A 14,226-nucleotide genomic window follows, 5' to 3' on the forward strand; every position below is an offset into this window, starting at 1 on the left:
ATATTATAAATCTTGTGCTTGAATGGCTGTAATGATTACTGTGCTGTAAATATCGTCAGCAGTACAGCCACGGCTTAAATCATTTACAGGTTTATTTAGTCCTTGTAGAACAGGGCCAATGGCCAATGCTCCAGTTTCTCTTTGTACGGCTTTATACGTGTTGTTTCCAGTGTTTAAATCTGGGAAAATTAAAACACTAGCACGTCCAGCAACTTCAGAATCGGGTAGTTTACTTTTTCCAATGCGCATATCTACAGCCGCATCGTATTGAATAGGGCCTTCAATTTTAACATTTGGAGCTATTCGTTTTACTATTTCCGTAGCCTCACGTACTTTTTCAACATCGGCACCTTTTCCAGAAGCTCCAGAGGAGTAGGATAGCATAGCGACTTTAGGTTCTATTCCGAAGTTTGTTGCAGTAGCAGCAGAAGAAATAGCTATTTCGGCTAATTGCTCGGCATTTGGGTTTGGGTTAATAGCACAGTCGCCAAAAACTGAAATGCGATCTTCTAAACACATAAAGAATACTGAGGAAACAATATTAACATCTGGTTTTGTTTTTATAAATTGTAATGCAGGTCTTAGGGTGTGTTGCGTGGTATGTACTGCTCCCGAAACCATGCCATCGGCATGCCCTTTGTAAATCATCATGGTTCCAAAATACGATACATCGGCTATCATATCTCTTGCCATTCCTAAATTTACATTTTTGTGTTTTCTTAGTTCGTAAAGCGTGTTCACATAATCATCAAAATAAGGTGATTTTGTTGGCGAAATAATATTTATTTTATTGGTGTCTAAAGTAATATCAAGCGCGATAAGGCGTTCTTTTATTTGGTTTTCATCACCTATTAAAGTTAATTCTACAACTTGGGCATCAATTAATCTTGCTGCAGCTCGTAACACGCGTTCATCTTCACCTTCCGGTAAAACAATGTGTTTTTTATTGCTTAAAGCCCGTTGTAAAAGATTGTATTGAAACATTCTAGGAGTGAATATTTCCGATTTAAAAGTGATTAAATCATTCGATAATTTATCGGTATCCACATATTTTTCGAAAGTGGCAATAGAAGTTTCTATTTTTTCACTATTATCTGGATATATTTTAGATTTTATTTTTCCAACGGTATTTGTAGCAGCAAAGGTACCTGCTTTAACACTTACAATAGGGATTACGCTAGAAAGGCCTTCAATGAGTTTTAAAATAGATTCTTCAGGAATTAAACCACCCGTTAATACAATACCTGAGAGTTTTGGATAGTTTTTGGAAATATGCGCTTGTAGTGCACCAAGAATAATATCAGCACGATCTCCAGGGGTAATAACCAGTGCGTTTTCTTTTAAATGTGTAAGGTAATTTCGCAATTGCATGGACCCTACATTAAAGTTTTCGGCTTGATTATTAATCAGGTCTTTACCAAAAAGAATGGTACCATTTAGGGTTTTTACAATTTCTTTAATGGTAGGGCTTGATAAATTTTTTATTTTCGGGATTACCGTAACATCGGCATTGGTTTTTATGCGTTTTTTTAATTGTTCTTTTAAAACAGAAATTTGATTAATATCGACTTTATTGGTTACAATAGAGATGACATCGACTTCTTCTTTATACGTATCATGAGCCAATTGTACTCCATTAACAATAGACTTAACGTCTTTTTTATCACCTTGAGTAACTATGATAACAGGAATACTTAAGTTTTTAGAAATTAAGATATTAATGTCTAATTCTAGGCTTGAGTTTTCATGAGAAAAATCGGTGCCTTCAACTAAAACAAAATCGAATCGACTTTCTAAATATTTGTATTTTTTAATAATTTCATCGATAACTTGTCCAGATTTACCTTGGTTGTATAAATCGACCACTTCATTCCTAGTAAAAGCGAATGTGTTTTTATAATTAATGTCTATTTCGAAATGAGATATAACGGTACTAATATGGTTATCCATTTCTCCAACTTCAAGATCTTCAATAATGGGTCTAAAATATCCAACCTTTGCTGTTTTGCCTAAAAGCATTCGCATTAACCCTAAAACAATAACAGATTTTCCACTGTTTGGTTCTATGGTTGCGACATAAATTCCTTTACTCATCGTAATGTGTTTGTTTCGTTATAAATATAAAGATAATACCTGTTTTAAATGGTGAAAATCTATTTTTAAGTAGTTAATAATGCAAATTTATTAGGTTATAGGTTGGCTAAAGATGATTTTTATCATGCTTTAATATTTTATAAAAACGCTTAGGTTGTTAAGTCTTTAAAAAGAGATTCTAAACTAGCATTTTTTTGATTAAGTTGAAGAATTTTTAATTCATTATCATGGGCAAAATCAAAAACATGCGATCGCATATCTTCAGAGGTTTTAAAGGTTATTTCGTAAACAAAACCATAGGTGTTTTTTACGCTTTGTACTTTTGGAAGTCTTAGCAAAAAGGCATCTTCAATCCTGAAATCGAATTCTACAATTACAGTTTGTTCTTTTTCGTCTCGTAATTGGTGTAGTTTTTTATCGGCAACAATTTCACCTTTATTTATTATAATAACGCGCTCGCACATGGCTTCAACCTCTTGCATAATATGTGTAGAAAGAAAAACGGTTTTAGTTTTACCAATAGTTTTAATTAAATCTCTAATTTCTATGAGTTGGTTGGGGTCTAACCCGGTGGTAGGTTCGTCTAAAATTAAGACTTCGGGATCGTGAAGTAGGGCGGTAGCTAAACCGACACGTTGACGATACCCTTTAGAAAGTTGACCAATTTTTTTATGCATTTCAGGCGTTAACCCTGTGAGTTCGATAACGTCGTTAATACGAGTTTTATCAATGTTATAAATACTGGCGTTGAAGCTTAAATATTCTTTTACAAATAAATCTAAATACAAAGGGTTGTGCTCGGGTAAGTACCCTACTTTTTGCTGTACTAGCAGTGTTTCTTTAGCTATGTCGTGTCCGTTTACTTTAGCAACGCCTTCCGTAGGTGGAATAAAGGTGGTTAAAATTTTCATCATGGTCGATTTTCCAGCGCCATTGGGACCTAAAAAGCCTACTATTTCTGGTTTATTAACTTTAAATGACACATTGTTTAAAGCTTTTTGTGTTCCGTAAAGTTTTGATATTCCAATGACTTCTATCGACATAACTTAATAATTTTGTCAAAAATAATAATTTAAGATGTAAAATTTAGAGAATAAATGGTTTCCGTTTATTGTTGTGAATTTCTTATATTCTTCGATATAGCGTAATAATATGGATTATTTTCTGTAAAATCTTTAAAATTAGCAATAAAACAGAAAAAAAACTTTTATAGTATTTTGATTTCTTGAAAATTTAATTACTTTAGCCACTCAATTACGAATATGACTGTATATTTTACATATTTTAACAACTGGTTTTATTTCTTTTTTAGCGAGAAGAACGAGATGTTGTATGTATAATTTATAATAATAAATTTAATATGAGTCTCGATGAAAATCGGGACTTTTTTTTGTTAAAGTCTAATTGAAAAGTGTAAATAAAATTTAAAGATTTAATATAAAATCGAAAATTGATAAAAACAGTTGCAATACAAGGGGTAAAAGGATCATTTCATCATATTGTGTCGAAACAATTTTTTGAAACACCTGTAGACACTATCGATTGTTTAACATTTGATCGCGTTGTAGATTCTTTAATTACAGAGGAGAGTGATGCAGGAATTATGGCTTTAGAAAACTCTATTGCCGGCTCTATTATTCCTAATTATGCTTTGATAGATGAGTATAACCTTCATATCATTGGAGAGCATTATTTGGATATTCAGCATAACTTAATGGCGTTGCCAAATCAGCAAATTTCGGATATAAAGGAAGTGTATTCTCATCCAATGGCTTTATTGCAATGTAAAGCGTTTTTTAAGCAATATCCACATATTAAACTGGTAGAAGATAAGGATACTGCAGAGGTTGCCGAGCGTATTCAAAAACAGCAATTAAAAGGGATTGCGGCTATAGCAAGCACATTGGCAGCCGAAATTTTTCAACTAGAAATTTTAGCCGAGGCTATTCAAACGATAAAACATAACGAAACCCGTTTTGTTATTGTAAAATGTCGGGATGTTGATATGCCAAAAACGCAAATTAATAAGGCATCCATTAAATTTGAAGCCAACCATAAGCGAGGAAGTTTAGCGGCTATTTTAAATGCTATGAGCGATTGTAAATTGAATTTAACAAAAATTCAAAGCTTACCAATTGTGGAAACACCTTGGAAATACGCCTTTTTTGTAGATGTAACTTTTGATAATTATTCCGATTTTAATAAAGCAAAATCTCTTATTGAAATTATGGGTGAAGGCTTTAAAGTTTTAGGTGAATATAAAAACGCAAAATTATGATTAATGTAGCCGAGAGATTACATAGCGTGGAAGAGTACTACTTTTCAAGAAAATTGAAAGAAGTAAACCAGCTAATTGCAAATGGAAAACCAATAATAAGTTTAGGTATTGGAAGTCCAGATTTACAACCACCAACGGAAGTTATTGATGCTTTAACAAAAGCATTATTGAGTCCGAATGCACATAAATATCAGAGTTATCAGGGCTTGCCAGAATTGCGAGAAGGGATTGCATCATTTTATAAAAATAATTACCAAGTAGATCTAAATCCAAATTCCGAAGTATTGCCACTTATGGGGAGTAAAGAGGGAATTATGCATATTTCTATGGCGTATTTAAATAAAGGCGATCAGGTTTTAATTCCAAATCCGGGATATCCAACCTATCAGTCTGTTACAAAATTATTAGAAGCGGAACCTGTTTTTTACGAGTTGGATGCTGCCAATAATTGGTTGCCAGATTTAGAAGCCTTAGAACAACAAGATTTAACTAAGGTGAAATTAATGTGGGTAAATTATCCGCACATGCCAACAGGAGCACAACCATCGGAACATTTGTTTAAGGATTTGGTGGCTTTTGCAAAAAGACATCATATTTTAATTATAAACGATAATCCGTATAGTTTCATTTTAAATGAAAATCCAACCAGTCTTTTAAGTGTAGAAGGCGCAAAAGATTGCTGTTTGGAGCTAAATTCACTAAGTAAAACCTTCAATTTGGCCGGATGGCGTGTTGGGATGGTTGTTGGCGATACTAAATATATTACCGATATCTTAAAGGTGAAAAGTAATATGGATTCGGGGATGTTTTATGGCATTCAAAAAGGAGCTATTGAAGCTTTAAAATGTTCGAAAACGTGGTTTGATAGTATAAATAAGGTGTATGCAGAACGCAGAGATTTAGTATGGCAATTGGCTGATGCTTTAAATTGTACGTATGATAAAAATGCTACCGGACTTTTTGTTTGGGCAAAACTGCCAGAAAACATAGAAGCCGAAGCCTTTATAGATAAAATATTATATGAAAAAGATATATTTATAACCCCAGGAACTGTTTTTGGAACCCAAGGAGAAGGCTATATCAGGTTTTCATTATGTGCTCAAATAGACAATTTAAAAGAAACGATAGCTCGAGTGAGTTCATAGTTTTAGCACGAAGAAAAGCATATAATTATAGAGAAAAGTAAACAGTAATTAAGTAACCCCGTATTAGTTCGTTCTTTTAAAAAAAAAGAAGGTTCGGGAAAGAAATGAAAAATATATATTCAATAGGCATAGGGTTAATAGGCGGAAGTTTAGCTAAGGACATTAAAGAGCTTAAACCAGAGGTTATAATTCATGGTATTAGCCGAAAGGAAAGCACTTTGAACGATGCTTTGGCGCTGAATTTAATTGACAAAAAAGCCACGTTAGACGATCTAAAAAATGCCGATTTAGTTATTATTTCTATACCGGTAGATGCTACGGTAAAATTATTACCAACTATTTTGGATTTAATTCCAGAAACCGGTTTGGTTGTAGACGCAGGTTCAACCAAAGTTGATATTTGTAAAGTGGTTGAAAACCATCCGAAGCGTCGGAATTTTTTAGCCATGCATCCTATTGCAGGTACAGAACATTCTGGACCAGCAGCAGCCATTAGTGGCTTATTTCAAGGAAAAACAAATATTGTTTGTGAGGTTGAAAAAACAACGTTTAAGCTACAAGAAAAAGCCTTAAAATTATTTAGTGATATAGGAATGCGTATTCGTTATATGAATCCGGAAGCGCATGATAAGCATATTGCTTATGTATCGCATTTATCGCATATTAGTTCTTTTATGTTGGGAAAAACCGTAATTGATAAAGAACGAAATGAACGCGATATTTTTGATATGGCAGGCAGTGGTTTTGCGTCTACAGTGCGTTTAGCAAAAAGTTCGCCTGCCATGTGGACACCCATTTTCAAACAAAACAAAAGCAATGTTATTGAAACATTAGACGAGTATATTGAGAATTTAACTCATTTTAAAGAGCTTATGGAACAAGACAATTTCGATGCCATTTATAAAGAGATGGAAAGTACCAATTATATAAAAGACATATTAAACGGAATACATTAAAACTAGTAAAAAAAATTGAATCTCCAATTTCAACACAATTCAAACCTAAAATAAAGCTTGGAAATTGGAATTTCATTTTGAAATTTGATTAAGATTATGGAAAACACAAAAGAAATGAGAACCTGGTTAGATGATTTAAACTTAGATCATCCATTAGTAATTGCGGGACCTTGCAGTGCTGAAACAGAAGAACAAGTATTAAAAATAGCTCACGAGCTAAAAGATACCGATGTAAGCTATTTTAGAGCTGGTATTTGGAAACCAAGAACACGCCCAGGAATGTTTGAAGGTGTTGGGGCTTTAGGCTTAAAATGGTTACAAAAAGTTAAGGCTGAAACTGGTATGAAAGTTTGTACCGAAGTCGCTAACGCAGCTCACGTAAAATTAGCTTTAGAGCATGATATTGATATGTTATGGATTGGAGCACGTTCTACAGTATCTCCTTTTATTATGCAGGAAATTGCAGATGCTTTAGAAGGAACAGATAAACCTGTACTGGTTAAAAATCCAGTAAACCCAGATTTAGCTTTATGGTTAGGTGGTATTGAAAGAATATACAGCGCTGGTGTTAAAAATATTGGAGCTATTCATAGAGGATTTTCTACTTACGAAAAAACGAAATATAGAAATACACCAGAATGGCAATTAGCAATCGAATTTCAAAACAAATATCCAGACATTCCTTTAATTAACGACCCGTCGCATATTACAGGAAAAAGAGATATGATTTTTGATGTTTGCCAAACAGCTTTAGATTTAAACTTTGATGGGTTAATGGTTGAAACGCATTACGATCCAGAAAATGCATGGAGTGATGCTGCACAACAAGTTACACCAGATTCGCTAAAGCAAATCATGAGAGACTTAAAAGTTAAAAAAGCTACAGAAACCGCAGTTAGTTATAGAGAGCCATTAGAAAATTTAAGAGCTCAAATTAATGTTGTAGACGATCAGTTAATTGACTTATTAGGTAAAAGAATGCAAGTTGCCGATAAAATAGGAGAATTAAAGAAAGAGCAAAACGTTGCCGTTTTACAATCACGTCGATGGAACGAGATTTTAGGAAACATGGTAATGGAAGGTGAAAGTAGAGGTTTAAGTGAAGAATTTGTTTTAAAAATGTTTAAAGCAATTCATCAAGAATCCATTAACCATCAAGAAAAAATTATTAATAACTAATTAGTAGTTTAAATAAAATAAAAAAGCCTCGTTCTATTAGTTTAGAACGAGGCTTTTTGGTTTATAAATTTGTGATTACTGTATTGAAAAATCGAAAACCGACTGATTCGTTCTTCCTTCAGGAACACGTCCTTGGTAAATAAAACAATATTCCCCTGGTTCTAACGTATCCGGTGTTACTTTAAATTTGTTACTTTCTATTTCTTCTATATTAAAAGGTAAAGCGTATTTAGGGTCAATACCACTAGTGCTTGTAAGAAAGCTACTTTTTCCAGTTATAACTTCTCTTAAATTTTTTCGTTCTTTTACTGTTAATTTTACCAGAACAAATTCATTTGGAGATGTAGCGGTTCTAAACCACCAGTTTAAAAAACCGGCTTGATTACCTTGATTACTTTGCATATTGTCAACATCTGAAGTGTTGAAAATGAATACAAATTCTTGGTTTCCAGAATTTAAAACATTGTTAGATTGTGTTTTGGGTAATTGCGCTTTTTTCTTGGCGTTAATTAGTCCGGAAACTAATTTTTGAGCTGCAGCATTAGTACTTGCACTAGAGAATACAGATGGCTGAATTCTTTTTTGTTCATCATTTGCTGTTAAATAATAAATGCCCGTTTTAGATTTCGTATTATGCTTAGATTTTTGCATCACTAAAGATAAGATGTCGGTTGAAATTCCTGCGTTTTTTAAAGTGGTTAAGCCACTAATAGAAGCATCGAATTTTACATTTGATGAATTAATTTTATCAATAATCATCGAATCTTCAAAACCAAGTTCCTTCATTTGAACAATAGTTTCATTGGTAATTGTTTCCTGCGCAAACGTTTTGCAAAATGAGATTAGGAATAACCCCATAATAAGAATAGTTTTTTTCATTTTTTTCATTTTAATTAATTAATAGCAGTACAAATATATATATTCCCAAATGTTAAAATTAATTATTTTTCAATTACTTTTGAAAATTATGACAGGACGCGTTTATAAATCTACAGGAAGTTGGTACACCGTAAAAACCCTATTGGGTGAAACTTACGAATGCCGTATAAAAGGAAAATTCCGAATTAAAGGTATTAAAAGTACAAACCCAATAGCGGTTGGTGATATTGTAGATTTTGAACTGGAAACCGATAACAATAAGGAATCGGGCGTAATTCATAATATCCATGATAGAACCAATTATATCGTGCGTAAATCGGTTAATTTATCGAAACAAACCCATATTATTTCGGCAAATATAGATCAGGTTTTTTTAATGATTACCATTAATAACCCGCCAACATTAACCAGTTTTATCGATCGATTTTTGGTGACTGCCAATGCGTATTCCATTAAAACCATTTTATTATTTAATAAAATAGATGTTTATGATGAAGAGACGCTAAATGAAGCGAAATATTTAGCACACATTTACAGAAAAATAGGTTACGAATGTATTGGGGTATCTGCCGTTACAGGGAAAAATGTGGATAAAGTAAAGGGTTTAATGGCAGGTAAAGTGAGTTTGTTTTCTGGGCATTCTGGCGTTGGAAAATCCACGTTGGTTAATGCTATTGAACCGTCGTTAAATATAAAAACGAAACAAATTTCTACCCAGCATATGCAAGGGCAACACACCACAACTTTTGCAGAAATGTTCGATTTAAGTTTTGGTGCTCAAATAATAGACACGCCAGGAATTAAAGGTTTTGGAGTGGTTGATATGGATAAAGAAGAAGTAGGCGATTATTTTCCTGAGTTTTTCGCCCTAAAACAACATTGTAAGTTTAATAATTGTTTGCATATTAAAGAACCAAAATGTGCTGTAAAAGAAGCATTGGAAAACGGAGAAATAGAATACTCACGGTACCGAAGCTATATACAAATTATTGAAGGGGAAGATGAACACTACAGAACCGATATTAGGGAGAATTTGTAAAGCATATTTAGTTTTTATTACAAGAAATAAATATAAATTTAAGCCGTAATTTAGGGATAAAAATTATGAAATCAGTGATACAGCGCGTTACCAAAGCAAGCGTAACTATAGAAGGTGAAAAGGTAGCCGATATAAAAAATGGACTCTTAATTCTTTTAGGTATTGTAAGTGAAGATGAACAGGCCGATATTACTTGGTTATCAAATAAGATTACAAATCTTAGAATTTTTTCAGATGAAAATGATGTGATGAATCGATCACTAAAAGACGCCAACGGCGAAGTTATTGTGGTTAGTCAATTTACATTACAAGCATCCACTAAAAAAGGCAATCGCCCAAGTTATATAAAAGCAGCAAAACCCGATATAGCCATTCCTTTATACGAAGCCTTTGTAAAACAAATAGAATTAGATTTAGGTAAACCCGTACAAACAGGTCGGTTTGGAGCCGATATGCAAGTTGAGTTAATAAATGACGGGCCGGTAACTATAATTATTGATACTAAAAGTAAAATATAATGAACATAAAAAACGCACAGCTAGAAGTCGATAATTGGATTAAAGAACACGGCGTTCGCTATTTTAACGAGCTTACCAATATGGCTCAACTTACGGAGGAAGTAGGCGAAGTAGCTCGAATAATAGCCCGTAGATACGGCGAACAAAGCGAAAAAGAAAGCGATAAAAACAAAGATTTAGGGGAGGAATTGGCCGATGTTTTATTCGTAGTCCTTTGTTTATCTAACCAAACAGGAGTGGATTTACAAAAAGCTTTCGATGAAAGAATGTACAAGAAAGGAAAACGAGATCACGATAGACATCATAATAACGAAAAATTAAAGTAAATTTGCAAGCTTTAATACGTATATAATATTACAAATGAATATTACGCTTCATACATCGAAACTCGAAAACATAAAATCGTCAGTAACCATTACAGGTTCAAAAAGTGAATCTAACCGGTTGTTATTGTTACAAGCACTTTATCCAGAATTTGTAGTTGATAATGTTTCAAATTCTGATGATAGTAATTTAATGACTAAAGCATTGCGGTCGGAATCTAAAGTTGTCGATATTCATCACGCCGGAACAGCTATGCGATTTTTAACAGCATACTTTTCAATTCAAGAAGGACGAACCGTTACGCTTACCGGCTCTAAAAGGATGACGGAGCGCCCAATTAAAATTTTAGTTGAAGCCCTTCAAGAGCTTGGAGCCGAAATAAGTTATGTTGATAACGACGGATTTCCGCCAATTAAAATTACAGGAAAAAAGCTTTCAAAGAATAAAGTAACTTTAAAAGCTAACGTAAGTAGCCAGTATATTTCAGCCTTATTGCTAATAGCTTCAAAACTAGAAAATGGGTTAGAATTAACTTTAGAAGGCGATATTACATCGGTTCCATACATAAATATGACCTTGAGTTTATTAAATGAAATAGGGATAGAGACCTCTTTTATTGGTAATGTTATTACCGTAAAACCAAGCACAAAACCACTAACACCAAAAGTTTTGGTCGTAGAGTCCGATTGGTCTTCGGCATCCTATTATTTCAGTATCGCTGCTCTTTCAGAAATTGGAACAGAAATAAAATTATCTTCTTATAAAGAAAACTCTTTGCAAGGCGATTCTGTTTTGGTTGATATTTATAAACACTTTGGCGTTACAACAGAATTTAATGGTAACTCCATTACATTAAAAAAAGTAAACCCAACGGAGTCTACATTAAGTTTAGATTTAAAAAACGCACCAGATATCGCACAAACTATTGCGGTAACTTGCTTCGCTTTAGGAATGCCTTGCGATTTAATTGGTCTACATACATTAAAAATTAAAGAAACCGATAGATTGGTGGCTTTAAAAACCGAAATAGAAAAATTAGGTGGAAAAGTCGAAATTACCGATAAATCTTTACACCTTTCAGCATCTACTCAAATAAAGGAATTTGTGCCCATTGCTACGTATAATGATCACCGTATGGCCATGGCATTCGCCCCTTTAGCCTTAAAAGTGCCAATCATTATAGAGAAAGCAGGAGTTGTATCAAAGTCGTATCCAACTTTTTGGGACGATCTTAAAAACATTGGTTTTAAAATAACCAAATAATAAATACGCATTTACTTGACAACCCCTATGCTGAGATTGTATATTTGCAGCTGCTAGAATTTTAGGGAGTAAGTCTACAAAATTTTAGAATACATTAATTTAAAAATCTTTTTGAATGAAATTATCACAGTTTGGTTTCACTTTACCAGAAGAATTATTAGCCGAATATCCTGCTGAAAACAGAGACGAATCGCGTTTAATGGTACTTAACAGAAAAGAACAAACCATAGAACACAAAATGTTTAAAGATCTTATTGATTATTTTCAAGAAGACGATGTTTTAATTTTAAATGATACTAAAGTTTTTCCAGCCCGTTTATTCGGAAACAAAGAAAAAACAGGCGCTAGAATTGAAGTTTTCTTATTAAGAGAATTAAATGAAGAACAACGCCTTTGGGATGTTTTAGTAGATCCAGCACGTAAAATAAGAATAGGAAATAAATTATATTTTGGTGACGATGAAACCTTAGTAGCCGAAGTTATAGATAACACCACATCGCGCGGACGTACATTACGTTTTTTATACGATGGGTCGTACACAGAATTCCGTAAAAAATTAAACGAACTTGGAGAAACACCACTTCCAAAATACATTAAACGCGATGTAGAACCGGAAGATCAAGACCGTTACCAAACCATTTACGCAAAAACAGAAGGTGCCGTAGCTGCACCAACAGCAGGTCTTCACTTTTCTAGACACCTATTAAAACGTTTAGAAATTAAAGGTGTAAAATTTGCCGAGGTTACGCTTCACGTAGGTTTAGGGACTTTTAATCCAGTAGAGGTAGAAGATTTATCTAAACATAAAATGGATAGCGAAGAGTTAAAAATCGATGCTAAAGCGGTAGAAATTGTAAACAAAGGCCTTGATGAAAAACGCCGAATTTGTGCCGTGGGAACCACCGCTATGCGTGCCATAGAAAGCGCCGTATCGTCAAACGGAAGGCTAAACGAAATCGACGGATGGACAAATAAATTCATTTTCCCTCCTTACGATTTTAGTATAGCAAACTCCATGATTACTAATTTCCATACACCAAAATCAACATTATTAATGATGATTTCGGCATTTGCAGGACACGATTTTGCTAAAAAAGCTTACGAAGAAGCTGTAAAAGAAAAGTACAAATTTTACAGTTATGGAGATGCCATGTTAATCATCTAATCCCTTCAAAATAAAATCAAAGCCTCATCCATTTAAAACCGATGAGGCTTTTTTTATGTTCTAAAAATAACTTGGGCATTCCCTTTCAGGTCGGGCTTTCCGCTATATCTTTTTTGTATAATATTTGTTCTAAACCCCAAGTTTAGTTGTCAATTAAAGGATATGTAAACCTAAAATTATCGGTAAGAACAAAAAAGGATGCCGCATCAATCCCTAATGCAGTACCTGCTAAATTGGCGGCAAATCGTTAAATTAGCCCCACTTTATAAAAACAAGTGCTCTAAAAGAAAAAGCTTTCACTATTTTTGCAACCAAATGAAAGATAATAAAAAAGACATACGCGCCTTAACCAAAGAACAACTTCGTGATTTTTTTGTAAAAAATGGCGATAAAGCCTTTCGAGGCAATCAAGTTTACGAATGGCTTTGGCAAAAATCGGCACACACTTTCGAGGATATGACAAATATATCCAAAGAAACACGCCAAATGCTAGAGGATAACTTTGTAATCAATCATATAAAAGTAGATACCATGCAACGCAGTAACGATGGCACGGTAAAAAATGCCGTACGCTTACACGATGGCTTAATTGTAGAGTCCGTTTTAATACCAACAAAAACAAGAACAACGGCCTGTGTTTCTAGTCAAGTAGGCTGTAGTTTAGATTGTAAGTTTTGTGCCACCGCACGATTAAAACGCATGAGAAATTTAAACCCCGACGAAATTTTCGATCAGGTTGTTGCTATCGATAATGAAAGTAGATTATATCATAATCGTCCCCTGAGTAATATCGTGTTTATGGGGATGGGAGAGCCGTTAATGAATTATAATAACGTTATAAAAGCGATCGATAAAATCACTTCTACCGATGGGTTAGCGATGTCTCCAAAACGAATAACGGTTTCAACTTCAGGTGTGCCAAAAATGATTAGAAAAATGGCCGATGATGACGTTAAATTCAATTTAGCCGTGTCATTACATTCGGCTATAGATGAAGTGCGCACAAAAATAATGCCTTTTAACGAGACCTTTCCTTTAAAAGATTTAAAAGAAGCTTTAGAATATTGGTATTTAAAAACCAGTCGTAAAATAAGCTACGAATACGTGGTTTGGAAAGGAATAAACGATAAGCAAGGCGATATTGATGCCTTTGTTAAATTCTGTAAATACGTGCCCTGTAAAGTTAATATTATAGAATACAACCCTATTGACGATGGTGAGTTTCAACAAGCCTCCAACGACGCTTTAGAAAATTATATCACTGCGCTCGAAAAAAACAGAATTGTTGTAAACGTACGTCGTAGTCGCGGAAAGGATATAGATGCGGCTTGCGGGCAATTGGCTAACAAAAGTTAACCTTTATTATTCATAAAATACAAAATACTT

13 protein-coding genes are annotated in these 14,226 nt (G+C 33.7%); 10 read left to right on the plus strand and 3 right to left on the minus strand.

The window, feature by feature from the left end; all coding sequences use genetic code 11:
• Positions 1 to 3: 3 nt before the first annotated feature.
• Together pta and gldA are read right to left on the minus strand one after the other, a co-directional pair.
• Positions 4 to 2,094: a phosphate acetyltransferase gene (gene pta / locus FQU21_RS01060; protein ID WP_147676172.1), complete on the minus strand. Its 2,091-nt coding sequence runs from the start codon at positions 2,092 to 2,094 to the stop codon at positions 4 to 6.
• Positions 2,095 to 2,243: 149 nt separating this feature from the next.
• Entirely contained in the window at positions 2,244 to 3,137 is an 894-nt protein-coding gene (gene gldA, locus FQU21_RS01065; RefSeq protein ID WP_147676173.1) for a gliding motility-associated ABC transporter ATP-binding subunit GldA, read from the minus strand.
• Positions 3,138 to 3,544: 407 nt separating this feature from the next.
• Here gldA and FQU21_RS01070 point away from each other — a divergent pair, with 407 nt between their 5' ends.
• The 4 genes from FQU21_RS01070 to FQU21_RS01085 all read left to right on the plus strand — a co-directional run bounded on the left by FQU21_RS01070 (position 3,545) and on the right by FQU21_RS01085 (position 7,652).
• Entirely contained in the window at positions 3,545 to 4,372 is an 828-nt protein-coding gene (locus FQU21_RS01070; RefSeq protein ID WP_147676174.1) for a prephenate dehydratase, read from the plus strand.
• A complete protein-coding gene (locus FQU21_RS01075; RefSeq protein ID WP_147676175.1) occupies positions 4,369 to 5,517 on the plus strand; it encodes a pyridoxal phosphate-dependent aminotransferase in 1,149 nt (382 codons plus the stop codon). The genes FQU21_RS01070 and FQU21_RS01075 overlap by 4 nt, the downstream gene beginning before the upstream one ends.
• A gap of 104 nt (positions 5,518 to 5,621) precedes the next feature.
• Positions 5,622 to 6,473, plus strand: coding sequence for a prephenate dehydrogenase (locus FQU21_RS01080; RefSeq protein WP_147676176.1), 852 nt, complete (start codon positions 5,622 to 5,624; stop codon positions 6,471 to 6,473).
• A 96-nt stretch (positions 6,474 to 6,569) separates the two neighbouring features.
• On the plus strand, positions 6,570 to 7,652 hold the full coding sequence (locus tag FQU21_RS01085) for a bifunctional 3-deoxy-7-phosphoheptulonate synthase/chorismate mutase type II (RefSeq protein WP_147676177.1): 1,083 nt from the start codon (positions 6,570 to 6,572) through the stop codon (positions 7,650 to 7,652).
• A 75-nt stretch (positions 7,653 to 7,727) separates the two neighbouring features.
• Here the strand turns inward: FQU21_RS01085 and FQU21_RS01090 are convergent, their stop codons facing one another.
• Positions 7,728 to 8,531 carry a hypothetical protein gene (locus tag FQU21_RS01090; RefSeq protein WP_147676178.1) on the minus strand — a complete coding sequence of 268 codons (804 nt, stop codon included), beginning with the start codon at positions 8,529 to 8,531 and terminating at the stop codon, positions 7,728 to 7,730.
• An 88-nt stretch (positions 8,532 to 8,619) separates the two neighbouring features.
• Here FQU21_RS01090 and rsgA point away from each other — a divergent pair, with 88 nt between their 5' ends.
• From rsgA to rlmN, 6 genes are all read left to right on the plus strand, one after another.
• The gene (gene rsgA, locus FQU21_RS01095; protein WP_147676179.1) at positions 8,620 to 9,570 is read left to right on the plus strand and encodes a ribosome small subunit-dependent GTPase A; all 951 of its coding nucleotides are present in this window, start codon (positions 8,620 to 8,622) and stop codon (positions 9,568 to 9,570) included.
• 65 nt (positions 9,571 to 9,635) lie between these two features.
• Positions 9,636 to 10,088, plus strand: coding sequence for a D-aminoacyl-tRNA deacylase (gene dtd, locus FQU21_RS01100; RefSeq protein WP_147676180.1), 453 nt, complete (start codon positions 9,636 to 9,638; stop codon positions 10,086 to 10,088).
• Positions 10,088 to 10,414, plus strand: coding sequence for a nucleotide pyrophosphohydrolase (locus FQU21_RS01105; protein WP_147676181.1), 327 nt, complete (start codon positions 10,088 to 10,090; stop codon positions 10,412 to 10,414). Before dtd ends, FQU21_RS01105 begins: the two co-directional genes overlap by 1 nt.
• A gap of 34 nt (positions 10,415 to 10,448) precedes the next feature.
• A complete protein-coding gene (locus FQU21_RS01110; RefSeq protein WP_147676182.1) occupies positions 10,449 to 11,675 on the plus strand; it encodes a 3-phosphoshikimate 1-carboxyvinyltransferase in 1,227 nt (408 codons plus the stop codon).
• 115 nt (positions 11,676 to 11,790) lie between these two features.
• Positions 11,791 to 12,840: a tRNA preQ1(34) S-adenosylmethionine ribosyltransferase-isomerase QueA gene (gene queA, locus FQU21_RS01115; RefSeq protein WP_147676183.1), complete on the plus strand. Its 1,050-nt coding sequence runs from the start codon at positions 11,791 to 11,793 to the stop codon at positions 12,838 to 12,840.
• Positions 12,841 to 13,155: 315 nt separating this feature from the next.
• A complete protein-coding gene (rlmN, locus tag FQU21_RS01120) occupies positions 13,156 to 14,196 on the plus strand; it encodes a dual-specificity RNA methyltransferase RlmN (RefSeq protein WP_147676184.1) in 1,041 nt (346 codons plus the stop codon).
• Positions 14,197 to 14,226 lie beyond the last annotated feature (30 nt).

The organism is Algibacter pacificus (genome assembly GCF_008033385.1).
In the GTDB taxonomy this organism is placed as follows: domain Bacteria; phylum Bacteroidota; class Bacteroidia; order Flavobacteriales; family Flavobacteriaceae; genus Algibacter; species Algibacter pacificus.

Bases quoted from the DNA above. Each gene is read 5' to 3' on its own strand.
- FQU21_RS01110 (WP_147676182.1), top strand. From the start codon at position 10,449: ATGAATATTACGCTTCATACATCGAAACTCGAAAACATAAAATCGTCA.
- FQU21_RS01080 (WP_147676176.1), top strand. From the start codon at position 5,622: ATGAAAAATATATATTCAATAGGCATAGGGTTAATAGGCGGAAGTTTA.
- gldA (WP_147676173.1), bottom strand. From the start codon at position 3,137: ATGTCGATAGAAGTCATTGGAATATCAAAACTTTACGGAACACAAAAA.
- rsgA (WP_147676179.1), top strand. From the start codon at position 8,620: ATGACAGGACGCGTTTATAAATCTACAGGAAGTTGGTACACCGTAAAA.
- dtd (WP_147676180.1), top strand. From the start codon at position 9,636: ATGAAATCAGTGATACAGCGCGTTACCAAAGCAAGCGTAACTATAGAA.
- rlmN (WP_147676184.1), top strand. From the start codon at position 13,156: ATGAAAGATAATAAAAAAGACATACGCGCCTTAACCAAAGAACAACTT.
- FQU21_RS01075 (WP_147676175.1), top strand. From the start codon at position 4,369: ATGATTAATGTAGCCGAGAGATTACATAGCGTGGAAGAGTACTACTTT.
- queA (WP_147676183.1), top strand. From the start codon at position 11,791: ATGAAATTATCACAGTTTGGTTTCACTTTACCAGAAGAATTATTAGCC.
- pta (WP_147676172.1), bottom strand. From the start codon at position 2,094: ATGAGTAAAGGAATTTATGTCGCAACCATAGAACCAAACAGTGGAAAA.
- FQU21_RS01085 (WP_147676177.1), top strand. From the start codon at position 6,570: ATGGAAAACACAAAAGAAATGAGAACCTGGTTAGATGATTTAAACTTA.
- FQU21_RS01105 (WP_147676181.1), top strand. From the start codon at position 10,088: ATGAACATAAAAAACGCACAGCTAGAAGTCGATAATTGGATTAAAGAA.
- FQU21_RS01090 (WP_147676178.1), bottom strand. From the start codon at position 8,531: ATGAAAAAAACTATTCTTATTATGGGGTTATTCCTAATCTCATTTTGC.